This window comes from Sphingobium sp. (genome assembly GCF_035511395.1).
Lineage (GTDB): Bacteria > Pseudomonadota > Alphaproteobacteria > Sphingomonadales > Sphingomonadaceae > Sphingobium.
The window spans coordinates 22549-48020 of sequence record NZ_DATKFP010000126.1 but is presented as its reverse complement, the minus strand read 5'-3'; the positions used below and the strand labels follow the sequence as shown (position 1 = coordinate 48020).

At 65.4% G+C, this 25472-nt stretch carries 23 protein-coding genes; 5 read left to right on the top strand and 18 right to left on the bottom strand.

The genetic code is table 11. The annotated features are described in order from the left end of the window. Positions 1 to 49: 49 nt before the first annotated feature. The 4 genes from VMR39_RS08245 (at position 50) to VMR39_RS08230 (ending at position 4335) form a co-directional block, all read left to right on the top strand. Positions 50 to 2833, top strand: coding sequence for a helicase-related protein (locus VMR39_RS08245; protein WP_325415499.1), 2784 nt, complete (start codon positions 50 to 52; stop codon positions 2831 to 2833). Next, positions 2826 to 3116 carry an RNA-binding S4 domain-containing protein gene (locus VMR39_RS08240; protein WP_325415497.1) on the top strand — a complete coding sequence of 97 codons (291 nt, stop codon included), beginning with the start codon at positions 2826 to 2828 and terminating at the stop codon, positions 3114 to 3116. Before VMR39_RS08245 ends, VMR39_RS08240 begins: the two co-directional genes overlap by 8 nt. A gap of 97 nt (positions 3117 to 3213) precedes the next feature. Continuing rightward, entirely contained in the window at positions 3214 to 3552 is a 339-nt protein-coding gene (fdxA, locus tag VMR39_RS08235) for a ferredoxin FdxA (protein ID WP_179043118.1), read from the top strand. A 255-nt stretch (positions 3553 to 3807) separates the two neighbouring features. Next, a complete protein-coding gene (locus tag VMR39_RS08230) occupies positions 3808 to 4335 on the top strand; it encodes a CarD family transcriptional regulator (protein ID WP_325415495.1) in 528 nt (175 codons plus the stop codon). 108 nt (positions 4336 to 4443) lie between these two features. On the opposite strand, the gene VMR39_RS08225 is transcribed toward VMR39_RS08230, so the two are convergent. From VMR39_RS08225 to VMR39_RS08180, 10 genes are all read right to left on the bottom strand, one after another. Continuing rightward, positions 4444 to 4698, bottom strand: coding sequence for a hypothetical protein (locus tag VMR39_RS08225; protein WP_325415494.1), 255 nt, complete (start codon positions 4696 to 4698; stop codon positions 4444 to 4446). 81 nt (positions 4699 to 4779) lie between these two features. Further along, the gene (locus VMR39_RS08220) at positions 4780 to 5283 is read right to left on the bottom strand and encodes an asparaginase domain-containing protein (RefSeq protein ID WP_325415493.1); all 504 of its coding nucleotides are present in this window, start codon (positions 5281 to 5283) and stop codon (positions 4780 to 4782) included. A gap of 118 nt (positions 5284 to 5401) precedes the next feature. Further along, a complete protein-coding gene (locus VMR39_RS08215) occupies positions 5402 to 6226 on the bottom strand; it encodes a pyrroline-5-carboxylate reductase (protein ID WP_325415492.1) in 825 nt (274 codons plus the stop codon). Positions 6227 to 6230: 4 nt separating this feature from the next. Beyond that, complete coding sequence (locus VMR39_RS08210) at positions 6231 to 6737, bottom strand: YbjN domain-containing protein (protein ID WP_325415491.1); 507 nt, start codon at positions 6735 to 6737, stop codon at positions 6231 to 6233. A 42-nt stretch (positions 6738 to 6779) separates the two neighbouring features. After that, a complete protein-coding gene (locus VMR39_RS08205) occupies positions 6780 to 7091 on the bottom strand; it encodes an accessory factor UbiK family protein (RefSeq protein WP_325415490.1) in 312 nt (103 codons plus the stop codon). Positions 7092 to 7135: 44 nt separating this feature from the next. After that, positions 7136 to 7684: a TspO/MBR family protein gene (locus tag VMR39_RS08200; protein ID WP_325415489.1), complete on the bottom strand. Its 549-nt coding sequence runs from the start codon at positions 7682 to 7684 to the stop codon at positions 7136 to 7138. A gap of 95 nt (positions 7685 to 7779) precedes the next feature. Then, positions 7780 to 10884, bottom strand: a complete 3105-nt coding sequence (locus VMR39_RS08195; protein WP_325415488.1) for an efflux RND transporter permease subunit — start codon at positions 10882 to 10884, stop codon at positions 7780 to 7782. Between the two features lie 10 nt (positions 10885 to 10894). Further along, positions 10895 to 11956 (bottom strand): efflux RND transporter periplasmic adaptor subunit, encoded by a 1062-nt coding sequence (locus VMR39_RS08190; RefSeq protein WP_325415487.1) that lies wholly within the window; start codon positions 11954 to 11956, stop codon positions 10895 to 10897. Between the two features lie 97 nt (positions 11957 to 12053). Next, the gene (locus VMR39_RS08185; RefSeq protein ID WP_325415485.1) at positions 12054 to 12791 is read right to left on the bottom strand and encodes a TlyA family RNA methyltransferase; all 738 of its coding nucleotides are present in this window, start codon (positions 12789 to 12791) and stop codon (positions 12054 to 12056) included. After that, positions 12791 to 14836 (bottom strand): protein-disulfide reductase DsbD family protein, encoded by a 2046-nt coding sequence (locus VMR39_RS08180; protein WP_325415484.1) that lies wholly within the window; start codon positions 14834 to 14836, stop codon positions 12791 to 12793. The genes VMR39_RS08185 and VMR39_RS08180 overlap by 1 nt, the downstream gene beginning before the upstream one ends. A gap of 76 nt (positions 14837 to 14912) precedes the next feature. On the opposite strand from VMR39_RS08180, the gene VMR39_RS08175 reads away from it, so the two are divergent. Beyond that, a complete protein-coding gene (locus VMR39_RS08175) occupies positions 14913 to 16598 on the top strand; it encodes an alkaline phosphatase family protein (protein ID WP_325415483.1) in 1686 nt (561 codons plus the stop codon). Between the two features lie 793 nt (positions 16599 to 17391). Here the strand turns inward: VMR39_RS08175 and epsC are convergent. The 8 genes from epsC to VMR39_RS08135 form a co-directional block, all read right to left on the bottom strand. Next, a complete protein-coding gene (gene epsC, locus VMR39_RS08170) occupies positions 17392 to 18414 on the bottom strand; it encodes a serine O-acetyltransferase EpsC (RefSeq protein ID WP_325415482.1) in 1023 nt (340 codons plus the stop codon). A gap of 88 nt (positions 18415 to 18502) precedes the next feature. Next, a complete protein-coding gene (locus VMR39_RS08165) occupies positions 18503 to 19831 on the bottom strand; it encodes an ATP-binding protein (RefSeq protein WP_325415481.1) in 1329 nt (442 codons plus the stop codon). Beyond that, complete coding sequence (locus VMR39_RS08160; RefSeq protein WP_325415480.1) at positions 19828 to 20538, bottom strand: response regulator transcription factor; 711 nt, start codon at positions 20536 to 20538, stop codon at positions 19828 to 19830. Before VMR39_RS08160 ends, VMR39_RS08165 begins: the two co-directional genes overlap by 4 nt. A 165-nt stretch (positions 20539 to 20703) precedes the next feature. Next, the gene (locus tag VMR39_RS08155; protein WP_325415479.1) at positions 20704 to 21561 is read right to left on the bottom strand and encodes a TorF family putative porin; all 858 of its coding nucleotides are present in this window, start codon (positions 21559 to 21561) and stop codon (positions 20704 to 20706) included. A 292-nt stretch (positions 21562 to 21853) separates the two neighbouring features. After that, on the bottom strand, positions 21854 to 23350 hold the full coding sequence (locus VMR39_RS08150) for a SulP family inorganic anion transporter (protein ID WP_325415478.1): 1497 nt from the start codon (positions 23348 to 23350) through the stop codon (positions 21854 to 21856). 3 nt (positions 23351 to 23353) lie between these two features. Further along, positions 23354 to 24052: a carbonic anhydrase gene (locus tag VMR39_RS08145; RefSeq protein ID WP_325415477.1), complete on the bottom strand. Its 699-nt coding sequence runs from the start codon at positions 24050 to 24052 to the stop codon at positions 23354 to 23356. Between the two features lie 182 nt (positions 24053 to 24234). After that, positions 24235 to 24945: a response regulator transcription factor gene (locus tag VMR39_RS08140; RefSeq protein WP_325415476.1), complete on the bottom strand. Its 711-nt coding sequence runs from the start codon at positions 24943 to 24945 to the stop codon at positions 24235 to 24237. Then, the gene (locus tag VMR39_RS08135) at positions 24942 to 25400 is read right to left on the bottom strand and encodes a hypothetical protein (protein WP_325415474.1); all 459 of its coding nucleotides are present in this window, start codon (positions 25398 to 25400) and stop codon (positions 24942 to 24944) included. Before VMR39_RS08135 ends, VMR39_RS08140 begins: the two co-directional genes overlap by 4 nt. Between the last annotated feature and the right edge of the window lie 72 nt (positions 25401 to 25472).

Genomic DNA, 25472 nt, shown 5'->3' with positions numbered 1-25472 from the left:
TGCCGCGAAACCCCTTGCCCCCCGCCCCGTCCTCCCCGACATAGGGGGCATGGCCCAGTTCGCCCGTTCTTCCCTCACCGCCGTCCTGGGACCGACCAACACCGGCAAGACTCACCTCGCCGTGGAGCGCATGTGCGGCCATTCCAGCGGCATGATGGGCTTCCCGCTGCGCCTGCTGGCACGCGAGGTCTATGACCGGGTGGTCGCGATCAAAGGACCACAATTGGTCGCCCTCATCACCGGCGAGGAAAAGATCGTGCCGCCGGGCGCGCGCTATTTCCTCTGCACGGCCGAATCCATGCCAATCGGCGGGGGTAGGGAGACTGGCATTAAGGAGGATTTCGCCTTCGTCGCGCTCGACGAGGCGCAACTGGGGTCGGACCCGGTGCGCGGCCATATCTTCACCGACCGGCTGCTGCGCGCGCGGGGCCGCGAGGAGACGATGATCCTCGGTTCCGCGACTATCAGTCGCGTGGTCAAGGCGCTGGTTCCCGATGTCGATATCATCGGCCGCCCGCGCTTTTCCACCCTCTCCTATGCCGGTGCGAAGAAGCTCTCCCGCCTGCCCAAGCGCTCTGCCATCGTCGCCTTCTCCGCCGAGGAGGTCTATGCCGTTGCCGAAATGCTGCGCCGCTTCCGGGGCGGCGCGGCGGTGGTGATGGGCGCGCTTTCCCCCCGCACTCGCAACGCGCAGGTGCAGATGTTTCTGAATGGCGAGGTCGACTATCTGGTCGCGACCGACGCGATCGGCATGGGCCTGAACCTCGACGTCGCCCATGTCGCCTTCGCCTCGCTGCGCAAGTTTGATGGCCGGCGCAGCCGCCGCCTCACGGTCAGCGAAATGGCGCAGATCGCCGGGCGCGCGGGGCGGCATCACAGGGACGGCACGTTCGGCAGCCTCGGCCATGAGGATGGCGATGCCGCCTTCACGCCCGAAGAAATCGAGGCGATCGAAGCGCACCGTTTCCCGCCGGTCGAACAGCTTTTCTGGCGCAATGGCACGCCGCGCACCGACCGGCTCGACCATCTGCTCTTCGACCTGGAGCAGAAGCCCGAACGCCCCGAACTGCGCGCCGCGCCCGAAGCCGTCGACCATGCGGTGCTGCGCCGGCTGGCCGACGATCCGCTGGTCATCGAGCGGGCGAAGGGCAAGCGCCAGGTCGACCGGCTCTGGGCCGCCTGCGGCCTGCCCGATTTCCAGAAGCTGGGCGCGGAACATCACGCCCGCACGGTCAGCCGGATCTGGCGCTTCCTGTCGGAGGGGACCGGCCATATCCCGCGCGACTGGTTCGCGCAGCAGGTCGCCCGGCTCGATTCGGTGCAGGGCGATATCGACACGCTGTCGGGCCGGATCGCCGCCGCGCGCACATGGTCCTATATCGCGCACCGCCCCGACTGGCTCGCGCATCCGGTCGAAATGGCCGAACGCACCCGCGCGCTGGAAGAAAAGCTGTCCGACGCGCTGCACGCCGCGCTGACGCAGCGTTTCGTCGACCGGCGCACATCGGTCCTGCTGCGCGATATCGGCCAGAATGCCAGCAACTTGCCGGTCACGGTAGAGCCGGATGGGAGCGTCTGTGTCGATGGCGAGACGATCGGACGACTTGACGGCTTCCGATTCTCGGTCGATCCCGCTACGCGGCATCAGGATAGAAAGATGCTTTTGGCGGCCGCGGAACGGCGCCTTGGAAAGGTATTACGAGTGAAGGCTGACGAACTGGTTGCTGCGACGGATACGGATTTTGCGCTTCTGGACGAGGCGGGACAAAATCCGGGCATCGCCTGGGGCGAGACGCCGGTAGCGGCCCTGCTGGCGGGATCGAGCCTGCTGACGCCCGAAATCCGGCTGGATCGCGCGCTTCTGGCGCTTGGCCAGGATGTGCAGAAGCAGGTCGTTGCCCGCCTCGCCGCCTGGTTCGAGGCGCAGAAGCAGAAGCATCTGCTGCCACTGGTCAAGATGGCCGACAGCGCCGCTGATCCCGCCGTGCCCCCCGTGGTGCGCGCCGTTTTCGCGCAGCTGGCCGATGCCAGCGGCGTGATCGCGCGGACCGACCTCGATTCGGCGCTGGGGCATCTCGACAAGGAGCAACGCCACCTGCTGCGCAAGGCGGGCATCGATATCGGCGTGCTCGACATTTATCATCATGGCCTGCTGAAGCCCGGCGCGGCGCGCTGGCGTTCGGCGCTGCTGGCGGCGCGCATCGCCAAGCCGTGCCTGCCGCTGCCCCAGCCCGGCCTGACCCTGATTCCGGCGGGCGAGAAGCCCGCGCAGATGGGCGCGCGAATCGCGGGCTTTCGTGGTTTCGGTGAGCAGATGCTGCGCATCGACATGGCCGAGCGCATGGCCCGCGCCGCGCATGAGGCGATCGCCAAGAACGAGCCGTTCACCCATAGCAGCCCGCAGATCGTGTCGCTGGGCCTGTCCGAACCGGCCTTCCTGCAACTGATGCGCCTCGCCGGTTTCCGTCCGATAACGCCGCAGCCGGTCGTGCCCGCACAGGAAACCGCCGTCAGCGACGCCGAAGCGGAGGCCGTGCCCGCCGTCGCTGCTGAGGGCGACGAAGCGGTAACAGCAGCCGAAACGCCGCCTGTGACCGGCGCAAACTGGGCGTTCAAGGGCCGGCAGAAGGCGCGCGGCGATCGCCCGCAAGGCGGCCGGCCGCAAGGACAGCAGACGCGCGGCCCTCAGTCGCGCGACGGCAAGCCGGCCGGCGGCAATCGCCGTCCCGGCAAGGATGGCGGTTCGCCCCGTCCCGCTTCGCCGGGCAGCAGCCCCAAGCCGGTGAACAACGCCTTTGCCGGTCTGGCCGAACTTCTGGGCCGCAATGGCTGACACGGTCTCCGGCCATGGACCGGCGCTGCGGATCGACAAGTTCCTGTGGTTCGCGCGCCTGTCCAAAAGCCGGTCGACCGCGCAGAAACTGGCCGAGGACGGGCATATCCGCCTGAACGGTCGCCGCGTCGATCGCGCCCATGCCGCAGTGCGGGCGGGCGACCTCATCACTTTCCCCCATTTCGACAATGTGCGGGTGGTGCGCGTGATCCAGCTGCCCGCCCGACGCGGCGCCGCGCCCGAAGCGCAGGCCTGTTATGAGGAGTTGACCGTCGGAGGCTGAAGTTCAGGCTGTTGGCGATCAACAATATCCTCATTGACCTTCGCGCGCGCCGGGCATAGCAGGGCGGCGCTTTTCCAAACGATAGAGTGCCCTGACAATGACCTATGTCGTGACCGACAACTGCATCCGCTGCAAATATATGGATTGCGTCGAGGTCTGCCCCGTGGACTGTTTCTACGAGGGCGAAAACATGCTGGTCATCAATCCCAACGAATGCATCGACTGCGGTGTATGCGAACCGGAATGCCCGGCCGAAGCGATCCTGCCAGACACCGAGAACGGCCTTGAGAAGTGGCTGGAACTCAACACCAAATATTCCGCCGAATGGCCCAACATCACGGTCAAGGGCGATGCGCCCGCCGATGCCGACGAGATGAGCGGCGTCGAGAACAAGCTGGAGAAGTTCTTCTCTCCCGAGCCCGGCGCGGGTAACTGACAAGGGCGGCGTTCAAGCCGCTCTTCTAGCGTCCCAAATTGCGGCACACCCCCAGACTTTGTGTCCGGGGGTGGTAATTTTGTTACGAATCTGCTAAATAGCGCCCCAACGGCCGGATACCCCCTATCCGGTCCTGGAGAATAAACTTCATGTCTCGACGGGTCGCGCCGTGGACACATCGGTATTCGGCCATCCCACGGCTTGGTACCCCTGCCCGCGACGACCCGTTCCCCGGGTGAATTGGAAAGGTATCAAATGGCTGCCAAGGCGCTGTCCTTTGACGTTGGTGATTATGTCGTTTATCCCAAGCATGGCGTTGGCCGTGTAATCGAGCTGCAGAAGGAGCAGATTGCAGGCATGGAGCTGGAGCTGTACGTGCTTCGCTTCGAAAAGGAGCGCATGACGCTCCGCGTTCCCACCAACAAGGCCGAGGGCGTGGGCATGCGCAAGCTGTCCTCCAACAAGACCCTCGAAGAATCGATGGAAACGCTCAAGGGCAAGCCCAAGGTGAAGCGCACCATGTGGTCGCGCCGCGCCCAGGAATATGAAGCGAAGATCAATTCGGGCGACCTGGTGTCGATCGCCGAAGTGACCCGCGACCTGTTCCGCGCCGACGATCAGCCCGAGCAGAGCTATTCCGAACGCCAGATCTTCGAAGCGGCCTCCAGCCGCCTCGCCCGCGAACTCGCCGCGATGGAAGAGACGGACGAGCCGACCGCGCTCAAGAAGATCCTGCGCATCCTCAACGAAGCGGCGCCCAGGCACGTCCGCGTCGAGGGCTGACAGACTTCTGCCGAGCCGACCACGGCAGGTTGATACAGGGAGGGGCGTTCCGACCGGGTCGGGACGCCCCTTCTCCTTGGATTCTTACTTGGCCTGCTATCGCCGGCGTTACTGGTCCTTGACCGTACCGGCTGCATCCTTGGCAGCATCGCCGACATCGCTTGCGGCCTGGCCGACCTGAGTCGCCGCGGTCGACACGGCATTGTCCTTGCGGCTTTGGCTGCTGATCAGGAAAAAGGCGGCGACCGCCACCACGACCACCAGCAGCAATATGGCGAACATCGCACCGCCGCCACCGCTGCGCTTTTCAATGATCGTGGTCGTCGTTGCCGGACGTTCCTGATCGACCTGATAATCGGCCATGTATCTCTCCTCCTCTTCAAGCCACCCGTCCGCTTCAATGCGCAGACTCATGGCGTTGTTCCGGAAGGCAGGAGGGCCGCGTCAGTCCGCGACGGGCACGAAAGCGCCCTTGGCGCGGTCCTTCACCACCTTGTCGGCGCGGAAGACGGAGCCGCTCATGGTGATATAGACGCCCGGCTCCGCGACCTGTGCGGTAGCGAAGGCCATGCCGAGGTTGAAGCTGGCGTCGCTTTCGCCAAAGCGCGCCGGGGCGAGCGCGCCCACCAGCACGATGGTCTTGCCGGTCATGTCCTTCAGCAGCTTCGCCGTCTCGGTCATGGTGTCGGTGCCATGGGTGATGACGATATGCTTCTCGCGCGCAGCGGCGCAGCGGGCAGCGATCAGCGCGCGGTCGGTATCGTCCAGTTCCAGGCTGTCCTTGCGGGTCACTTCCTCGATACGGAAGGGACGCTTGACGCGGGCGACCTCCAGCAGCTTCGCCATCACCGTCTCTCCGACCTGATAGTCGGACAGGGCGTCGAAATAGATCTTGTCGATCGTCCCGCCGGTGGTGAGCAGCAGGATCGGGGTTTCGGGCGATAGCATAAAGGACTCCGGGGTCGATTTTCGGGCGCCTTAGAGTGATTTCGAGTGAAATGGAACATTCCTCGGCTCGGAAATCACGGAAAACTCAGTCCCAAATGGCGCTCCCCCGAGACCGCTCCTATTCCCCGCGCGCCATCGCTTCGCCGCGATCGCGGGCAGCGGCCAGCGTGTCGGTCAGCAGCGTCAGCAGCCGATCGTCGGCGTCGAGGACGTTCAGCCCCTGCCGCGTCATGCCGCCGGGGCTGGCCACCTTGTCGGCCAGCGTCGCCGGGCTGTCACCGGCCTGGGCGTCGGCACGGGCAGCCATGTTAGCCGAACCCTGTACCGTCGCCAGCGCCATGCGCGCCGCCTGATCGGCAGGAATGCCGATCGCCTCGCCCGCGCGCGCCAGCGCGTCGGCGAAGCGGAACAGGAAGGCCGGGCCACAGCCCGACAGCGCCGTCACCTGATTGAACAGCGTCTCCTCACCGATCCATTCGGCAAGACCGAGCGGCTGGATCAGCGCGTCGATATCGGCCTTCGCCTGGCCCGAGGTCGCAGCGTCGGTGAAAAGCGCGGTCACGCCCTCCCCCAGCCCCACCGGCAGGTTGGGCATGGCGCGCACGATGTCACGAGCCGCCGGAAAGCGGGTACGCAGATCGGCCAGCGTCGTGCCGGCAAGGATCGAGACGATCCGCGTCTCTTCCCCGCAGAGCGGCGCCAGAGCGGCGGCGACATCGGCGATCTGGTAAGGCTTCATGCCCAGCAGCACGGTCGTGCCGGCGGGCAGCATCGCGGGGTAGTCGGTGATGACGCGCACACCATCGGCCACGGGCTTGCCGCTCGGCCGCAGCACGGTGACGCGCGCGGGGGCGAGGCCGCAATCGAGCCAGCGGACAAGCATCTGCCCCGCCATATTGCCGCAGCCGACGAGAAACAGATGATCGGGCCAGTTCAGCGCCATCGGATCAGGCTTCGCCGCGGGTTTCGATCAGGCTGGCGGAAATCGCCTCGGTCGGGGTCTTGCCCCCCCACAGGACGAACTGGAACACCGGATAGAAGCGCTCGCATTCGTCGATCGCGGTTTCGACCAGCAACTGCGCCTGATCGAGCGTCAATACGCCGCCCGCCCCCAGCAAGGCGCCATGGCGGAACAGGACGATGCCGGACGACGACCACAGCTCGAAATGGCCGATCCACAGTTGCTCGTTGATCAGGCCCAGCGTCTCGTAGATGGTCGCGCGCTTGTCCTCGGCCACGCGGACGTCGGGCAGCGCGAGCAGTTGGAGTACCTGATCCTCGTCGCGCCAGATGCCGCGCAGCTCATATTGCGCCCACGACCCCTGCGTGTTCGCGACGATCTCATCCTCGCCGACCTGGTCGAAGCTCCAGCCATGCGCCTCGAAATAGGCCGCAAGCATGTCGATCGGCGCAGCTTCCTGGCCGCCATGTTCAAATTCGTCGCTATCCATCATCGCCGGGCCTTATCACCGCGTGCGGCGAAAGGACAGAAGGGATCAGTCCGCGTCCCTGGGCGCGTCCGCTGCCTTGGGCTTGGCGGCCTTGACGCTTGTGGTCACTGGCTCGCCACTCTTGCCTTCCAGCGCGTCGAGCCGGGCCTTCAGCAGCTCGACCTCTTCGCGCGCAGAGGCGGCGACCGCCTTCACCGCGTCAAATTCCTCGCGCGACACGAAATCCATGCCGCCGATCCAATCCTTGGCGCGTTCACGGGCATTGGATTCGAATTCCCGCGTCATGCCCGCCACGGTGCCGGCGGCGCCGTTCACCAGCTTGGCCAGATCGTCGAAAAAGCGGTTCTCGCTCTGCATTGCACTTATCCTCTTTGCGGCGCACGGATGGGCGCGCCCGAAATTCATATCTGGGTCTTGAGCGCCGGCGCGACAAGGGTCGGGGCATCCGGGTTCAGGCGGCCGATCTCATAGTTGAGGAAGGAGGCGAAAGCCAGCCAGCAGAGATAGGGCAGCAGCAGCGCGCCCGCGAACCGCCGGATCGGCCAGAACAGCGCGATCGTGGCCGCGACGGCGACGAACAGCGCCAGGATCAGTACCAGTGCGCTGTCGACCTGATGCGCGCGGAAGAAGAGCGGCGACCAGGCGAGGTTCATCACCAGCTGGATCAGGAAGAGTGCGATCGCCGCGCTCCGTCCCCTCGCCCCGCGGGCGTGCAGTACGATGGCGAAGGCGAGCGCCATCATCACATAGAGGATGGTCCACGCGACACCGAACGCCCAGCCCGGCGGCATCAGCGCCGGCTTTTCCAGCGCGTCGAACCAGCGATTGCCATAGCCGCTATTGGCCAGCTTCCCCGACAGGAAACCCAGAAACACGATGGCGGGAACCGTGACGAGCGCCCAACGGAGATAGGCGAGACGCAACTGACCTTGGGACGCAATCTGGTTCATCGACAGCAACACCCCCCATCCGGAGCGCTCTGCATCAAATCCGATGCAGGGCGCTCCAATCCCTTGTTGTCGCATCGCTTCTCGCGATGCTCATGTCACTCAGCCGGTTCAGGCGAATCCTTGAGCGCCGAATCCAGTTTCCGGCTGACGGTTTGCGGAGAAACCGTGCGCTTGGCAACGCGTGAATAGAAAATGGGGATCAGGAACAGGGTGATGAGCGTCGCGAGGCTGACGCCGAACACCACGACCACGCCGATCGAATGGCGCGCCGCAGCCCCCGCCCCGCCCCGGATAACCAGCGGCACCGCGCCGATCACCGTCGCGATCGACGTCATCAGGATCGGGCGCAGGCGGCGCTTGGCAGCCTCGCGGATCGCTTGCGCGATTTCCATCCCCTCGTCGCGCAGTTGGTTGGCGAACTCCACGATCAGGATGCCGTTCTTGGCGGCGAGGCCGACCAGCATGACGATGCCGATCTGGCTGTAGAGGTTGATCGACCCGCCGGTGATCGCCAGCCCCAGCGCGCCGCCCGCCACAGCAAGGGGCACGGTGGCGATGATGACGCCGGGGTGGATGAAGCTTTCGAACTGGGCCGCGAGCAGCAGATAGACGAGCAGGATGGTGAGGCCGAATACCAGCCAGATCGACCCGCCGGTTTCGCGCAGCGACTGGCTTTCGCCGCGATAGCCGATCGCCAGCACTTCAGGAGATTGCCGCGCCTGATCCTCCAGATAGCCGAGCGCCTGCCCCAGCGAGGTGCCGGGCGCCAGCGCCGCCGTCAGGGTGATGGCGCGCAGCTTGTTGTAACGGTTGAGCTGGCGCGGGCCGGCCACTTCGCGGATCGTCACCAGCGCCGACAGCGGCACCAGCGCGCCGGTGCGGCTGCGCACGTTGATCCGTTCCAGATCGGCCTTGGTCCGGCGTCCCGCATCCTCCGCCTGCACCAGCACGCGATATTCCTCGCCCCGGTCGACATAGGTGGTGACGCGGCGCGAACCGAGCAGGCTCTGCAACGCCTGGCTGACGTCGTTCACCGACACGCCCAGGTCGCCGGCGCGTTGCAGATCGGTATCGATCCGCATTTGCGGCTTGGTTTCCTTGTAATCGCTGTCAAGGTTGATGAGGCCCGGATAGGCAGCGGCGGCCGCCATGATCCGGTCGCGCGCGGCGACCAGCCCTTCATAGGTGGCGCCGGCCAGCACGATATTGACTGGCAGGCCGCGCCCGCGTCCCAGCCCTGAACGCGGCGCCGCATTACCGCGGACGCCCGGCTGGTCGGCGATCACCTTGTTGATGATGGTCGCGACTTCCGCCGTGGTGATGGTGCGATCCTCCCACGGGCGGAGGAAGGCGATGACGTTGCCGCTGTTGAAATCGTCAGTAGTGCCGAAGCCCGCCGGGGTACGAATGACCAGATTCTGGAGCGTCCCATCCTTGCGCAGGAAGGACAGATCATCCTCGATCTTCTTCATATAGGCCATCATCCGTTCAAAGCCGGTACCTTCGGGCGCGCTGATCTGCGCCTCGACCACGCCGGTATCCTCGGCCGGGGCCAGTTCGCTCGGCAGGCGAGTGAAGAAGAAGCCGGCCACGCCCAGGAACAGCAGCACGCCCAGCAGCGGCAACAGCGGCTTGCGGAGCGCCCCGTCGAGCCAGCGCGCATAGCCGCTCTCCAGCCGCTGGAAACGGTCGTCGATCCAGCGCGCCAGCCGCCCGCGCTCGGCTGTCCTGAGCAGTTTCGAGCAGAGCATCGGCGCGAGGCTCAAGGAGATGAAGCCGGAAAAGGCGATGGCCGCGATCATCGCGATGGCGAGTTCGCGGAACAGCAGGCCGGTCTGTCCGGCAAGGAACATCACCGGCACGAACACGGCGCACACGACGAGCGTGGTCGAGATGATGGCGAAGCCCACCTGCCGCGTGCCGAGATAGGCGGCGACGAGCGGATCGTCGCCCTGCTCGACGCGGTGATAGACATTTTCCAGCACGACGATGGCGTCGTCGACCACCAGGCCGATGGCGAGCACGAAGGCGAGCAGGGTCAGCAGGTTGATCGACAGGCCGAGCAGCCACATCACGGCGCAGGTGGCGAGCAGGCAGATCGGCACCGTCACCGCCGGGATGATGGTGGCGCGCACCGATCCCAGGAACAGGAAGATGACGAGGATGACGAGCAAGGCCGCTTCCAGCAGCGTATCGTACACATTGTCGATCGCGCGTTCGATGAACAGGGACTCGTCGGTGCCGATGGCGACCTTCATGCCCTTGGGCAGGGTCGGTTCCAGCTCCTTGATCAGCGCCTTGGCCTTTTGCGCGACCTCCAGCGTGTTGGCGCCCGACTGACGGATGATGCCGATGCCGATCGCCGTGCCCTGGTTGGACCGGAAGCTGCTATAGGGATTTTCCGCTCCCTCCTCGATCCGGGCGACGTCGCCCAGCGTCACCAGATGCCCGTCTGCACCGCGCCCGACCACCAGTTGGCCGAACTGGTCGGGGGTCGCAAAGGGCCGCTCGACACGCAGCGTCTGATTCTGGTCCTTCGATTCGAAACGGCCGGCGGGCAGTTCGACATTCTGGGTGCGCAGCGCAGCCTCGACATCGGCCGGGGTCAGACCGAAGGCGGCCAGCTTTTCGGCGTTGAACCAGATGCGGGTCGACGGCCGCGCCTCGCCGCCGATATTGACGCGGGCGACGCCATCGATCGCAGCGAAGCGGTCGGCGATATTGCGGTCGAGATAGTCGCTGATCTGGATCGGCGACCAGCCGGGGCGGGAAAAGGCGAGGAACAGGATCGAGCGCGCGTCGGAATCGACCTTGCGGATTTCGGGCGCGAGCGCGTCCTCCGGCAGATCCTCCGTCACCGATCCCACGCGGTCGCGCACGTCATTGGCAGCGCTGTCGATATCGCGCGACGGATCGAACTCGATATTGATGTTCGACGTGCCGTCCTGCGACGTCGAGGTGATGGTCTGGATGCCCTGCACGCCAGCGACCGCATCCTCGATCAGCTGCGTGATGCGGGTTTCCACGACCGAAGCGGCCGCGCCGGTATAGGTCGTTTCGACCGACACGATCGGCGGGTCGGTGTCGGGATATTCGCGGACCGACAGGCTCATCCAGCCGACGATGCCGACGATGCAGAGCAGCACCGCGACGACCGCGGCGAAGACGGGACGGCGGACGGAAAGGTCGGACAGCTGCATGGCGCGGCCCTTAGCCGGCGGCCTTGGGGGCGCCATTGCCCTTATCGTCGGCCTTCCTGTCGCCGGCGAGGCGGACGGTCATGCCGTCGGTCAGCTTGACCACGCCCTCGGTCACGACCTTCTGCCCCGGCTTCACGCCGCCGGTGATTTCGACCTGGCCATTCTGGCGGATGCCGGTTTCGACCTTGGTACGCTTGGCGGTGCGGTCCTCCAGCACGAACACGAAGCGTTCGTCGCCATCGCCGACCACAGCGAGTTCGGGCACGGCCAGCGACTGGCGCTGGCGGGCGAGGACGCTGACGGTCAGCAGCATACCGGGCTTCAGCGCCTTGTCGGGATTGGGCAGGATCGCGCGCACCTTCACCGCGCGGGTGGCGGGGTCGATCACCGGGTCGATCGTCGCGATCGTGCCGTTGAACGGACGATCGGGCCAGGCGGCCGACACGGCCTTGATCGGCATGCCTTCGCGCAGCATCGACAGGCGGGTTTCGGGGACCGTGAAATCCAGTTTGATGCGGCTGATGTCGCTGACCGTGGCGATCGGCGTGCCGGCGGTCACGATCGCGCCGGGCGATACGGTCCGCAGACTGACCCAACCGGCGAAGGGCGCGCGAATGATGCGATCGCCGATTGAGGCGCGGGCGAGTTCCGCATTGGCGCGGGCGGCGTTGGCGAGCGCCGTCTGCTGCTCCAGCGTCGCGCCGGTGGCGAAGCCGCGCACCTTGAGCGCTTCGATGCGCTGGAGCTGTTGGCCTGCCTGCAATGCGGTCGCCTCGGCAGAGGCGAGTTCGGCCTTTTCCTGGCCAACCGCGAGCGTCGCGATCACTTGACCCCGCGACACGAAGCCGCCGTCCGCGAAATTGAGCGCGGTAATCCGCTCCGTCACGGGCGCGGACAGCACGACCTGTTCATTGGCAAGTGCGGTACCGACCGCCTCGACATTGTCGGTGAAGCTGGCGGACGCGATGGCAACGGCTTCGACCAGCGGCACGGCGCGCGGCTTCTGCTGTTTCTCGCCGGTGCAACCGGCAAGACAAAGGGCTGTGAGAATGACAGGCAGGTACGGGCGCATGACGGAGGGCTATCGGGCCTTTCAGCGCGACACAATGGACCCTTGTGTCGCGGCATGTATCATTATGTATCGGGGGCGGAGAACGAAGCTGGGTCGGTTATCCGCCAGCCCGCGCACAGATAAGAAATTCTACATTGCCCTGCGGCCCGGTAATCGGGCTTTGCGTCAAGCCGGTGACGGTCCAGCCCGCTTCACGCACCCAGTCCTGCACCTCCGCGCAGACCCGTTCGTGAATCGCGGGGTCGCGCACCACGCCGTTCTTGCCCACTTCCTCGCGCCGCGCCTCGAACTGCGGCTTGATGAGCGCGACAAGATGCGCGCCGGGCTTCGCGAAGGTGATCGGCTTTTCCAGCACCTTGACGAGCGAGATGAAGCTGGCGTCGCAGACGATGATATCGACCGCTTCGGGAATATGGGCGTCGGTCAGGATGCGGGCGCTGGTCTGTTCATGCACCACGACCCGATCGTCGGAGCGCAATTTCCAGGCAAGCTGGTTGGTGCCGCTGTCGACGGCATAGACCTTTGCCGCGCCATTGGTCAGCAGTACGTCGGTGAAGCCGCCGGTCGAGGAGCCGACGTCGATCGCGACGAAGCCGGTCACGTCGATCGCAAACTCCTCCAGCGCATGGGCCAGCTTGATCCCCCCGCGCGATACCCAGGGATGATCGCGGCCGCGCACGTCCAGGTCCGCGTCAGCGGGCACCTGCTGCCCGGCCTTCTCGACTTTCCGGTCGCCCAGATAGACGAGGCCGGCGAGGATCAGCGCCTGCGCGCGCGCACGGCTTTCGGCGAGGCCATTGTCGACGAGCAACTGGTCGGCGCGCACTTTCGCCATCAGGGCACCAGCGCGGTCAAGGTGGCGGGGGTCAGCAATTGCGGCAATGTCTGGGCCTCCTTGCCCGGCGCATACCAGAGGTAAAGGGGAACGCCGGAACGGCCCTGGCCTTCGAGGAAGCGGGTAATGGCGGGATCGGCATTGGTCCAGTCGCCGACCATGACGGAGACGCCCGCTTTTTCAAAGGCCGCGCGGGTTTCGGCGCGATCGATGGCAGCGGCTTCATTGGCCTTGCAGGTCAGGCACCAGTCGGCGGTGAAATAGAGGAAGACCGGTTTGTTGGCGGCGCGCAGTTCACCCAGCTTCTGGACATCGAACCGGACAATTTCACCGTTTTGTTCTGCGGCGATTGGCGCGCTGGTCGGCAGCGCGATGGCAGCCCCGCCCAGCAGGGCGCTGCCGACGATCGCCGCGATCAACCCACCCCCCTTGCCGATCCGCTGGCGACCGCCCAGCCACCAGAGCAGCAACGCCAGCAGCAGCGCTGCGCTCAGACCGATTGTCATGCCCCACACGCCGCGTTGCTGCCCCAGCAACCAGACAAGGCCCAGCGCGGTCAGGAACATGGGGATGGCCAGTATCTTCTGGAACCTGCCCATCCAGCCGCCGGGTTTCGGCAGACGATTGCGCAGCGCGGGGATATAGGCGAGCAGCAGGAAAGGCAGCGCGAGGCCAAGCCCCAGCCCCGCGAACACCGCGAGCGCGGCGGGCAAGGGCAACAGTAGCGCCGCCCCCATCGCCGCCGCCATGAAGGGGCCGGTGCAGGGTGTCGCGACGAAGGCTACCAGCGCCCCGGTCCAGAAGGAGCCGGCAACGCCGCCCTTGCCGACAAGCCCCTCGCCGCCGCCATAGGCGCGCAATTCGAACAGGCCAGCCAGGTTGAAGGCGATCGCCGTCACCAGCAGCAGCAGCGCCAGGATGATGCGCGAATCCTGCAACTGAAAGGCCCAGCCGACCGCACTCCCCGCCGTCCGCAGCGCCAGCAACAACCCGCCCAGCGCAAGACAGGTGAGGATGACGCCCAGCGTGTAGGCCAGCGCTTCCCGCCGCACGCTGCGTTCGTCGCCGCCTGCCTTGGCCAGTTTCATCGCCTTGATGCCCAGGATCGGGAACACGCACGGCATGATGTTGAGCAGCAGCCCGCCCAGGATCGCGCCGCCCAGCGCGGCGAGGATCGCGCTCCACTGGCCGCCTCCGCCGGATGCCGACGCCACCTCGCCGGACCTGGCCGTCAGCAGGAAGCCGACATGATCGCCGGTCCGCAGCACCGCCTGCACTGCGCCATTCCTGCTCCCCTCACCCGCATCCGTTTCGACCAGCAGCCGGTCGCCGTCGCGCGTCACCGTCTGCGGCGCGGCATAGCGCAGCAGCCCTTCGGCCAGCGCGAAGAGATGGACCTCGCTCGCTTGCGCGCTGGCGGGGAACGGCACCGAAAGGCGCAGCTTGCCGTCTTTCAGCGCATAGGTCGCTTCCGAACCCAGCGGCCGGGGCAGATGGGTGCGCCAGCCGTCGAAACGGGTGCGCTCCGTCGGTGCGACGCTGCCGTCGCCCGCGATCAGGTCCAGCGTCAGTTCGCCGCTTTCGGGTACGCAGACCTTGTCGGTGCAAGCCAGCCATTGCGCCTTCGCCCGCACCGGCAGGCGCGTACCCGGCGCGATGTCGGGCGCGACCTTCAGGTCCGCCAGCACCGCATAGGGGCCTTCATAGACATGGTTCATCAGGCCCGAAATCAACAGAGTCTCGGGCACCGGATAGCGCAGCGGGCCTACGCTCACTCCCTTGGGCAGGGTCCAGTCGACCGTCATGCCAAGGCCCGCGTCCCCCGGATTTTCCCAATAGCCGTGCCAGCCCTGTTCGGGCGCCATCGCGAAGGCAATGGTCGTGCCCTTGCCCGGTGCGGGATTGTCGCTTTCGCTGTCCAACTGCGCGGCGATATGCGCCGTACCGCCTCCGAAGGCGCTTTGCGCGGCTGCGGTGGACGTCTGTACGGTGAACAGGCCTGCCAGCAGAGCAAGCGTCATGAATATGACTTGAAAAATCCGCATCGGGCCTCTGGTCGCGTGGATGCAAGGGGGCTAGGTCGCTCCCTATCCGCCGTCAAGGCATGAGAAGGTACTGCATATGTTGAAAAGAGTCGCCGCCGCCCTGTTGCTCGCTACCGCCCTTGTCCCGGTCGCACCGGTCGCGGCGCAAAGCCCTGCTCCGGCACCTGCTGCCGCAGCGCCCGCAACAGCCGCCTTCGCGACTCCGCCCAAGCTGATCGTCGCGATCAGCGTTGACCAGTTTTCCGCCGACCTGTTCAGCGAATATCGCCAATATTATACCGGCGGCCTCAAGCGCCTGACGACGCAAGGCGCGGTCTTCCCGCGCGGCTATCAGAGCCACGCCGCGACCGAGACCTGCCCCGGCCACTCGACCATCCTGACCGGCAGCCGCCCGTCGCGCACCGGCATCATCGCCAACACCTGGTTCGACCTCGACACCCAGCGCGAGGACAAGGCGGTCTATTGCGCCGAGGATGAGACCCAGCCGGGCACCAACAGCAACGACTATGTCGCATCGCCCATCCATCTGAAGGTGCCGACGCTGGGCGGTCGGATGAAGATCGCGAACCCCGCCACCCGCGTCGTGTCCGTTGCCGGCAAGGACCGCGCCGTCATCATGATGGGCGGGCCGACCGCCGACCAGAGCTGGTGGCTGACGCCCAAGGGCTATGTCAGCTACAAGGGCATTCCTACCCCACCGCTGGTCGCCAAGGTGAACGAGCAACTGGCCGCACGCCTCGCCCAGCCCAATCCGGGCTTCGAGCTGCCACCCCAGTGCGCGGCGAAGGATTTCGCGGTCAATATCGGCGCGGGCCAGACCGTCGGCGACGGCCGCTTCGCGCGCGACGCGGGCGACTTCAAGAAGTTCCGCGCGTCGCCCGAGCAGGATGCGCTGACGCTGGTGCTGGCCGCCGGTGCGATCGAGAGCATGGGCCTTGGCAAGCAGGCGCAGACCGACATCATCTCGATCGGCCTGTCGGCGACCGATTATGTCGGCCACACCTATGGCACCGAAGGCACGGAAAGCTGCATCCAGGTCGACCGGCTCGACCGCGAGCTGGGCGCCTTCTTCGATCGTCTGGACAAGGACGGGATCGACTATGTGGTGGTGCTGACCGCCGACCATGGCGGCCATGACCTGCCCGAGCGGCATCAGGAAAATGCGATGCCGATGGAAGCCCGTGTCGATGCGGCACTGACGCCCAAGGCTCTGACCGCGGCGATCGGCGCGAAGACGGGCCTGACCGGCAAGAAGCTGATCTGGGGCGACGGCCCTGCGGGCGACCTCTATTTCGACAAGGGGCTGACGAAGGCCGAGCGCGCGAAGGTAGAGGCCGAGACGCTGAAGCTGCTGCGCGCCCATCCGCAGGTGCAGACCGTCTTCACCAAGGCGGAAATCGCCGCCGCCCCCGCCCCCTCCGGTCCGCCCGAAAGCTGGAGCCTGCTTCAGGAAGCCCGCGCCAGCTTCGACCCGCAGCGGTCGGGCGACCTGCTGCTGCTGCTGAAGCCGCGCGTCATGTCGATCCCCGACGGCACCAAGGGCTATGTCGCGACCCATGGTTCGCCCTGGGACACGGATCGCCGCGTGCCGATCCTGTTCTGGCGCAATGGCATGCGCCATTTCGAACAGCCGCTGGGCGTCGAGACGGTCGACATCCTGCCGACGCTGGCCGCGCTCATCAAGCTGCCGGTGCCCAAGGATCAGATTGATGGGCGCTGTTTGGACCTGATCGCCGGCGAAGGCGACAGCTGCGCGCAGTAATGCGTGGCCGTTCATTTCGGGCGGGTCGGGAAACGGGGAGCATCGCGCTATCCGTTTCCCGACCCGCCCGAAGCGATCGGAAGTTGGGTTACGGCGGTAATGCAAGCGCCTGAATACGACCAGGAATTGCCGTCCGTTTGTTTCGCGGCCGCGCCTGAAATCCGCCGTTTCCCGCAGCCGTCATCCCGGACTTGATCCGGGATCTATTTAGAGCTTCCTCACGACCGTGGCGCTGAATGGATCCTGACTTTCGTCAGGATGACGGCTGTAGGTAAATGGCAACAAGCGACCAGTTGCGGACATTTGAGGGGCGAGATAGTCATATGCTATGTCTCTCAAACGCTACTTGATGACCTGCTACATCATAACGCTAAGCCTGCTTCTCCTAGCAGGATTTATGCTGTCCATTACTGATCCAAACGCGAAATTTTTAGGTTGGCTGGTTCTCGCTCCTATACTGTCAACAGTGAATACCTTTATACAAATTTTCCCTTTTGCTCGCATGGTTCCGGTACACAAGCGTCATGGCTTTTGGTCTTACAAATGGACGAGCATCATTTTCATCGCTTTTCCCGCTTGTGTGCTAATGCTTGGCGTTCTGATAGCGGCAATTGACGCTCTTACCGCGAGCTAACCGTCCGCTTCCCACCCCATTGCGTCATTCCCGCGCAGGCGGAAATCCATCTCTTGACGTGACCCCAAGCACTAGGCCGGGGAGATGGATCCCCGCCTCCGCGGGGATGACGAATTCAAGGATGGCCCACTTTCCACGCCTCTCGACGACGCGCCGACCTCAGATATTCTCCCCGATCCCGTCCGTGCTTTCCAGCAGTGCATGGACGCGGTGGGGGGCCGAGACCTCGACGCGGCTCGTGACTTCATAGTGCGCCTTGGCCTGGCGCACGTTGGAATCGGCCGGCACGCTGTCGGTCAGCCAGACATTGCCGCCGATCACCGACCGGCTGCCGACGATGATCCGGCCTAGCACCGTCGCCCCCGCATAGATGACCACGTCATCCTCGATGATCGGATGGCGCGGCAGTGCCTTTTCGAGCTGGCCCTTCTCGTCCGCGGGAAAGCTGCGCGCGCCCAGCGTCACGCCCTGATAGAGGCGCACCCGATTGCCGACGATCGCCGTCTCGCCGATGACGACGCCTGTGCCATGGTCGATGAAGAAGGACTGGCCGATGGTCGCGCCGGGGTGGATGTCGATCCCGGTCTTGCCATGGGCGATTTCCGAAATGATCCGCGCCACCAGAGGCGCGCCCAGATCATGCAGTCGATGTGCCAGCCGGTGATGGATGATCGCCAGCATGGACGGGTAGCAGATCAGCACCTCGTCCACGCTGCGCGCGGCGGGATCGCCCAGGAAGGCGGCATCGACATCGGTGTCGAGCAGCACGCGCAGCGCCGGCAGGCTCTGCGCGAAACCGCCGATGATGCGCGCGGCTTCGCGGTCCACCACCTGCGCCGGCTCGTCCTTCAGCGCGTAGATCAGTTCCAGCCGGATCTGCCCGTAAAGGCGGCTCAGGACCGTTTGCAGCGTCTCGGCGACATAGGCGTCTTCATTGTGAAGCCGCACGAAGCTGGGGCCGAGGCGCAGCGGGAAAAGCGCGCCGCACAGCGACTGCATGATCTTGGTCAGGTTGTCGCGCGAGGGGAAACCCTCCGCACCATATTCGGCATGATGCTGCTGCGCCTGCCGCCAGCGGCTGCGCGCGACGCCCAGGTCCGCGACAAGCTGGTCCAAATCCCAATATCCCTCGACCCCATGCCCTTCTGTGCTGCGGTCGTCTTTCGGTCCGTCTGCGATCATATCCGCCTCATATCTCTATGGCGACGGCATAGCTTGGGCGCGGGCGCGGTGATAAACGAGTTTTGCTTGGGGTCGGACAGTTTCTCTTTTAGGCGCGGGTCGCGGCCTTGGGCAGATGCAGGCAGATTTCGGCACGCAGCCCGCCTTCGGGCCGGTTGGCGAGCAGGAACTGGCCGCCCTCCGCCTTCACCGCCTTATCCACGATGGCAAGGCCCAATCCCAGCCCACGCGTGTTACGCTGGCGCGCATCGTCGAGGCGGGAGAAAGGCCGCAGCACCTCCTCCAGACGTTCGCGCGGTATACCGGGCCCGTCATCGTCAACGCGGATCAGCACCTCGCTGCCCTTGCGCTCCAGCGAGACGCGGGCGCGATCGCCGTAATGCAGCGCATTCTCGATCAGGTTGCGTACCGAGCGGCGCAGCGACAGGCCGCGCACCTCCATCTCCAGATGGTCGGGCCCCTCATAGGTGACGTCCTGATCATGGTCCTGGAAGGCATCGACCACGGTCGCGATGCTGACGGCGATGTCGGTGCGGACCGGCGGCTCGGGATCCTTCTCTCCCCCCAGGAAGGCAAGCAGCGATTCGAGCATCGCCCCCATTTCCTCCAGGTCGCCGCCCATGGCTTCCTGCACCTCCGGATCCTTCACCATCTCCAGCCGCAATTGCAGACGGGCGAGCGGTGTGCGCAGATCGTGGCCGACCGCCGCCAGCGTCTCGGTCCGTTCGTTGATCAGGCGATGGATGCGCGCCTGCATCGCGTTGAAGGCGGTGATCAGGTTGCGCACGTCATTGCTGCCGGCTTCCGGCACGACCACTTCCGACCCGCGCCCGATCTTGTGCGTCGCATGGGTCAGGTCGCGCAGCGGCGCGAGCGTCCGGCGCATCAGCAGCAGCCCCGCCAGCAGCAGCGCCAGCACCGGGATCAACGCCAGACCCATGCGGCCGATGGTGAAGGCCCATTTGCCTCCACTATGGTGCATCCCGAAATAGAGCCAGCTGCCGTCGTGCAGCTGGACGCCGCCATTGACCTCCGAATGGCGGCCGGGGGTCAGGCGCAGCCACAGGCCCGATTTTTCGAGACTGGGTTCCCAGGTCACGATCTGACGCCGCATCCGCTCCAGTTCGGGCGACAGCGGCGGCGGCGGCGGGGCGGCCGGCGACCAGTGGACGTCGTAGCGATCGGTGGTGAGTTGCAGGCCGAGCGCCGGACGCTCCCCGCGCGGCTGTTCGGCGAGCAGCTTGCGGGCGATGACGAGATGTTCGGCCAGCCGCCGCGCCTCGTCATCCTGTAGCGAAAGGTGGCTGGCCCGCTCGTAGATCAGCGTGCCGACCGCAAATTCCAGCGTAACAGTCAGCAGCAGGATCGCAAAGAGCCGGCCGAGCAGCCCCAGCGATCCCCTGACATGGCGCCTCAAGCGCGGCTGACCTCTGCGTTGAACATATAGCCGACACCACGGACGGTGGTGATCGGCGCGCCCTTGTTCTCGGTCGACAGCTTGCGGCGCAGGCGGCTGACGAGGACGTCGATGCTGCGGTCGCTGCTGTCGCCCATGCGGGTGCGCGACAGTTCGATCAGCCGCTCGCGCGCGATGACGCGCTGCGGGTGGCTGAGGAAGGAACCGAGCAGGTCGAACTCCGCGCCTGTCAGGTCGACGATCGCGCCGGTCGGGGACCGCAACTCACGACGCGGGAAGTTGACGCTCCAGCCGTCGAAATGGGCTTCGCTCTCGCGATGCTCGTCTGGGCCGCGCTCAACACCAACGCGGCGCAGGATGGCGCGGATGCGGGCGATCAGTTCGCGCGTGCCGAAGGGCTTGGGAAGATAATCGTCGGCGCCCAGTTCGAGGCCGACGATGCGGTCCGTCTCGCTGCCCTTGGCGCTGATGAAGATGATGGGGACGTCGCTCTTGCGACGAATCTGGCGGCACAGGTCGATGCCGTTGGTGCCGGGCAGCATGACGTCGAGTACGACCAGATCGACCGGGCCGGCATCGAAGGCCACCCACATTTCCGGTCCCGATGATGCGGGGCGAACCTGGTAGCCATGTTCCTGGAGCGCGCGGGCGGTCAGCGTGCGCAGCGGCGGATCGTCTTCGACGAGGATGATCGACGGGGCGGTCATGGGAGCGTCAGCGCGGACAAGGACATGCACCGGAGATAGGCCCCGCCCTGATGGGGGTCAACCGCGCGGCCGGCTGGAAAGGGGCAATCGCGACTGTAGCAACAATTTGTCACGACAGGGAAAGAGGTCGGCCCACCATATGGCGGGCCGACCTCCTTTGACGGATCAGAAGGCCGCCGTGAGCGAGAAGACGACCTGGCTACGCACGATCGACTTGCCGGCATTGTCGGCATCCGCGACCGACAGGTTCGGACGCAGATAATTTTCCTCGACGCGGGCGATATCGGTATCGACATAGGCGATGCCCAGCGTCAGCGGCGTGCCGGGGATGGCAAGGTCGGCACCGACCAGCCAGTCCATATATTTGCCGGTCGGCGCGACCGAAGTGCCGTTCGGGCCAAGGCCGCTATTGCCCTTCGAATAGCCCAGATGCGCCTTCAGCGTGACCGGTGTGTTGGGAACCGAACCGCTGACATCGCCCCAGATGTAGAGGTTGTCGTTCTTCTTGCCGGGGCTGTCGGGAATGCCCAGCGCATAGGTGTCGGCGCTGTTATACCATTTGCCGAGCGCCTGCTGCTTGGGCGCATAGGCGACGCCGAGCAGACCCTTGACCGGCCCTAACTGGCTCGACAGCTTGACATAGGGTTCGGCGAAATCGGTTTCGTCCGCGCCCGACGGATACATGTACCAGGTCAGGCCGACGTCCAGCGTCGTGCTTTCGTTGAGCGGAATGGCATAGCCTGCGAACAGGTCCAGCTCGATGCCAGCGCCGCCGAAGGTGCCCCAGCCAGCGAGGTTGGATGCCCAGGTGCCGGCATAAGCGCCACTTTCATGGGTTGCGGTGATGCCGCCCTGCACGGCCATGGCCTTGTCCGACTGCGACACGCCACGGAAGCGATAGTCGGACACGAGGCCGACGCTGCCGGAGACGGTGACGGGGCTGGTGGGTTCTTCCTGAGCAAAGGCCGGCGCGCTGGAGAAAAGCGCGAGGGCGGCACAGGCGATCTGGTACTTCATGAACATTCCCCTTTTACGTTGGAATGTTCCGTCCTGCATCCGCTGCTCGGAGATCTTTGGTTGATCGTCCCCAATGCCAGCGGATGTCTTTGGACTATTCCCTCCCGTCGCGCAGGCAAACCGCTTTTACTGCAACTGCGAAAGGATGAGGCCCGTTGTGATATTGAAACCACGGTTAATTGCTAGAGTCGCAACTAATGTTTCTATTTCATTTCCTAATTGCAACAGGACAAAGAAAAGCCGCCGTGCCAAGGGGGGAGGCACGGCGGCTAAGGGGTCGCCTTCAACGGGGGTGGAGTCAGGCGACCAGTTGGCGCATCCGTCCGGTAGCGCCGAACAGCTCGACCGGGGCGCCGGCGCCGCGACGGCGATCGACCCACTCGCGCAGCATTTCCGCGCAGGTATGGTCGATATGGCCGAGGCGCTCGACATTCAGGATGACGAGGCCGGCTGCCGGCAGCGATTCGAGCTTCGCCGACAGCTTGGGCAGGCTAAGGAAGGTGGCGGTGCCGCGCAGCGCCAATTCATGCGCGTCGCCGCGGCTTTCCTCCTCGACCTTCAGGCGCAGCTTCCTGGCATGCGGCAGCAGTTCGATCATCGACAAGCCAATACCCACGAGCACGCCGGTCAGCAGGTCGGTTGCGACAACGCAGATCAGCGTCGCTGCCCACACCACGGCCGGGAGCGGGCCATAGAGGTGGAAGAGATGCTTGACATGCGCGACGCTCACCAGACGGACGCCGGTGATGACGAGGATGCCGGCCAGCGCAGCCATCGGGATTTCACGCAGCAGCCAAGGCAGCAACGCGACGAAGCCCAGGATCCAGACGCCGTGCAGGATTGCCGACATACGGGTCTTGGCGCCCGCCTGGACGTTGGCCGACGAACGGACGATGACACCGGTCATCGGCAGCGCGCCGGCAAAGCCGCAAAGCAGGTTGCCCACGCCCTGCGCGCTCAGTTCCTTGTTGTAGTTGGTCCGCACGCCGTCATGCATGCGATCGACTGCCGCCGCCGACAGCAGCGTTTCGGCGCTGGCGATGAAGGCGATGGCAAAGGCGGTGGCGATGACGGCCGGGTTCATCAGCTGCGCCAGCAGACCCTGCTCGGGCAGGCTGACCGCAGCCACGATCGATTCCGGTACGACCACGCGTGCGACGTTCAAGCCCAGCGCGAAGGCTACGATCGTCGCCAGCACGACGCCGACCAGGGCTCCCGGCACCAGCTTCATCGACGCGGGGCGGAACTTCTCCCAACCCAGCATGCCGAAGATGGTGACGAGGCCGACCGCAAAGGCAGTGGCGGCGTCGCTGTTCGACAGGCCGAGAATCTGGCCCGGCATGGCGATCAGATTGTGTAGGCCGCTCGACAACGGCTTGTCGTCGAACAGCACATGGAACTGGCCGACCACGATCAGCACGCCGATACCCGCGAGCATGCCATGCACGACCGCCGGCGAAATGGCGCGGAACCAGCCGCCGACCTTCATCAGGCCGGCGATCACCTGGATCGCACCGGCAAGGATCAGGATCGGGCCGAGGGCGGACAGCCCCTGTTCGCGCACGATTTCAAAGACGATGACGGCAAGACCGGCCGCAGGACCGCTGACCTGAAGCGGCGAGCCTGCCAACAGGCCGACGACGATGCCGCCGATGATGCCGGTGATCAGGCCCTTTTCCGGCGGCACGCCGGACGCAATGGCGATGCCCATGCAGAGCGGCATGGCCACCAGGAAGACGACGATCGACGCCGTGAAGTCGCGGCCGAATGAGCCGCCGGAAAGAGCCTTCAACATGATTTACTCCGCCGCTTGGGCATAAGCTGATTCGCCTGCAAGGCGACGGCCGTGGGGAAGCGCTACAGGCATCGTCTGGCCTTCACGCAAGGGCGAGAAGCGGCCGGTTTCGCCGTCGAGTCCGAGCACCTGGCCGGCATGGATATCGACATACCAGCCGTGAAGGGCGATCTCACCACGGGCGATGCCCGATGCGACCGATGGATGGGTGCGCAGATGGGCAAGCTGGGCAACGACATTTTCCAGCGCCATGTTGCGCAGCTTTTCAGCATCGCTCAGGTCGTCGGCATAGCTTTCGCGGCAGACCTTCTGTGCAGCATGGCTGTGGCGCAGCCAGGCGGCGACGTTGGGCATGGCGGTAAGATCGGCGTTGGTGGACAGCGCCTTCATCGCACCGCAATCACTATGACCGCATACGATGATGTCGCGCACGCCCAGCACCATCACCGCATATTCCACGGTCGAGGTCACGCCTCCATTCTGGGTGGCATGCGGCGGCACGATGTTGCCGGCGTTACGGCAGACGAACAGATCGCCGGGTGCGGCCTGCATGATATGTTCGGGAACGACGCGCGAGTCGGCGCAGGAGATCATCAGCGCCTTGGGGCTTTGACCATGGCTGGCCAGCTGGTTGTAAAGCGCGCTCTCGTTCGGGAAAACCTTCGTCTCGAAATTGACGACGCGACCGATAAGCTCATTCATGGAGTCTATCCTCTTCTCTCTATGGCGTTGCCGGTCAGGGGGCGGACCGGTGTAGTTTGAAGGATAGAGAAGGGATTTTGCTGCGACGCAGCGCATTTGTTAAATAATATGTCTGACTGATAAACGATTGGAAAGGCGCGCCGAACCGCGAAAAACCGCCATTCGGCGCGGAAACCCTCCAGTCAGCGCCGGTCCACGACGGCGCTGAACATGTATCCGACGCCCCGTACGGTAACAATCGGAGCGGGTCGCCCGCCCTCGCCCAGCTTGCGGCGCAGGCGGCTGACCAGCACGTCGATGCTGCGATCCGACGAGGGTGCATCGCGCACCCCTGCCAGCTCCATCAGTCGCGCGCGGGCGATGACCGCCTGGGGATGATCGAGGAACACCGCCAGCAACGAAAATTCGGCTGCGGTCAGTTCGACCATCTCGCCTTGCGGGTCGACCACCTCGCGCCGGGCGAAGTCGACAACCCAGCCATCGAAGATCGCCTGGGTCTGGCGACGCAGGCCGAGCGCCCGCTCCCCCCGCCCCCGCCGCAGCACTGCGCGCAGGCGCGCGGCGAGTTCGCGGGCAGAATAGGGCTTGGCCATATAATCATCGGCACCCAGTTCCAGCCCGACCACGCGGTCGACCTCAGAACTGTTGGCGCCGACCAGAATGATCGGCACGTCACTGCGTTCCCGTACGTCCCGACACAGGTCGAGCCCGTCCGAGCCGCGCAGCGCGGCGTCCAGCACGAGCGCCCCCACAGGCGCGCTCGTCAGGGCATTGAAGATATCGTGCGCCGAAGCGGCAGGGAGCGCGCGGAAGCCGCTCTGCTCCAGAAACTCACGCACATTGTGCCGCAAATCCTGCTGGGTTTCGGCGATCAGGACCAGCGGTGGATTCATCCGCGCTGCTTGGCGCCCTGTACGGTCAATGCCCGCACGCTGTCCATCTCGTCCACCAGAACGGCCCTGTCCTGCTTCGCAATGGCGACGGACTCGGTCGCCTTGGCCCTGGCATAACGGGCGACCTGCGCATCGATCTGGCTCCGCGCGGCGGCGCAACTACCGGCATAGCTGCCCGACAGCGGGGCGAAGCGGTGGATCGCCTTGCCGAAGGCAGGCACAGCCTGCCCCTGCGCGGCGACAACGCGGCTGACGGTCAGGTCCGCCTGCCAGCGGCAGACGGGCACGGCATTGCGATTGGCGAAGCGCGGCTCGACCTCGCGCAGGCTGACGGCCGGCTGGGCGTGATAGCTGGCGGTGTATGCCTGCGCGCCATGGCTGATTTCAGCGCTGTGAACGGGCGTTGCGGCGGCGGCCAGCGCCGCGACGAACTGGGATGCGATGGTGAGGAACATGGATGCTACTCCGCTGCGTCCGGACGGAACGACCGGATGATTGCGTCGGGTGTAGGTACCATGAATGTCTGC

Coding starts and splice junctions, on each gene's coding strand:
- VMR39_RS08245 (WP_325415499.1), top strand. CDS start 50: ATGGCCCAGTTCGCCCGTTCTTCCCTCACCGCCGTCCTGGGACCGACC.
- VMR39_RS08240 (WP_325415497.1), top strand. CDS start 2,826: ATGGCTGACACGGTCTCCGGCCATGGACCGGCGCTGCGGATCGACAAG.
- fdxA (WP_179043118.1), top strand. CDS start 3,214: ATGACCTATGTCGTGACCGACAACTGCATCCGCTGCAAATATATGGAT.
- VMR39_RS08230 (WP_325415495.1), top strand. CDS start 3,808: ATGGCTGCCAAGGCGCTGTCCTTTGACGTTGGTGATTATGTCGTTTAT.
- VMR39_RS08225 (WP_325415494.1), bottom strand. CDS start 4,698: ATGGCCGATTATCAGGTCGATCAGGAACGTCCGGCAACGACGACCACG.
- VMR39_RS08220 (WP_325415493.1), bottom strand. CDS start 5,283: ATGCTATCGCCCGAAACCCCGATCCTGCTGCTCACCACCGGCGGGACG.
- VMR39_RS08215 (WP_325415492.1), bottom strand. CDS start 6,226: ATGGCGCTGAACTGGCCCGATCATCTGTTTCTCGTCGGCTGCGGCAAT.
- VMR39_RS08210 (WP_325415491.1), bottom strand. CDS start 6,737: ATGATGGATAGCGACGAATTTGAACATGGCGGCCAGGAAGCTGCGCCG.
- VMR39_RS08205 (WP_325415490.1), bottom strand. CDS start 7,091: ATGCAGAGCGAGAACCGCTTTTTCGACGATCTGGCCAAGCTGGTGAAC.
- VMR39_RS08200 (WP_325415489.1), bottom strand. CDS start 7,684: ATGAACCAGATTGCGTCCCAAGGTCAGTTGCGTCTCGCCTATCTCCGT.
- VMR39_RS08195 (WP_325415488.1), bottom strand. CDS start 10,884: ATGCAGCTGTCCGACCTTTCCGTCCGCCGTCCCGTCTTCGCCGCGGTC.
- VMR39_RS08190 (WP_325415487.1), bottom strand. CDS start 11,956: ATGCGCCCGTACCTGCCTGTCATTCTCACAGCCCTTTGTCTTGCCGGT.
- VMR39_RS08185 (WP_325415485.1), bottom strand. CDS start 12,791: ATGGCGAAAGTGCGCGCCGACCAGTTGCTCGTCGACAATGGCCTCGCC.
- VMR39_RS08180 (WP_325415484.1), bottom strand. CDS start 14,836: ATGCGGATTTTTCAAGTCATATTCATGACGCTTGCTCTGCTGGCAGGC.
- VMR39_RS08175 (WP_325415483.1), top strand. CDS start 14,913: ATGTTGAAAAGAGTCGCCGCCGCCCTGTTGCTCGCTACCGCCCTTGTC.
- epsC (WP_325415482.1), bottom strand. CDS start 18,414: ATGATCGCAGACGGACCGAAAGACGACCGCAGCACAGAAGGGCATGGG.
- VMR39_RS08160 (WP_325415480.1), bottom strand. CDS start 20,538: ATGACCGCCCCGTCGATCATCCTCGTCGAAGACGATCCGCCGCTGCGC.
- VMR39_RS08155 (WP_325415479.1), bottom strand. CDS start 21,561: ATGTTCATGAAGTACCAGATCGCCTGTGCCGCCCTCGCGCTTTTCTCC.
- VMR39_RS08150 (WP_325415478.1), bottom strand. CDS start 23,350: ATGTTGAAGGCTCTTTCCGGCGGCTCATTCGGCCGCGACTTCACGGCG.
- VMR39_RS08145 (WP_325415477.1), bottom strand. CDS start 24,052: ATGAATGAGCTTATCGGTCGCGTCGTCAATTTCGAGACGAAGGTTTTC.
- VMR39_RS08140 (WP_325415476.1), bottom strand. CDS start 24,945: ATGAATCCACCGCTGGTCCTGATCGCCGAAACCCAGCAGGATTTGCGG.
- VMR39_RS08135 (WP_325415474.1), bottom strand. CDS start 25,400: ATGTTCCTCACCATCGCATCCCAGTTCGTCGCGGCGCTGGCCGCCGCC.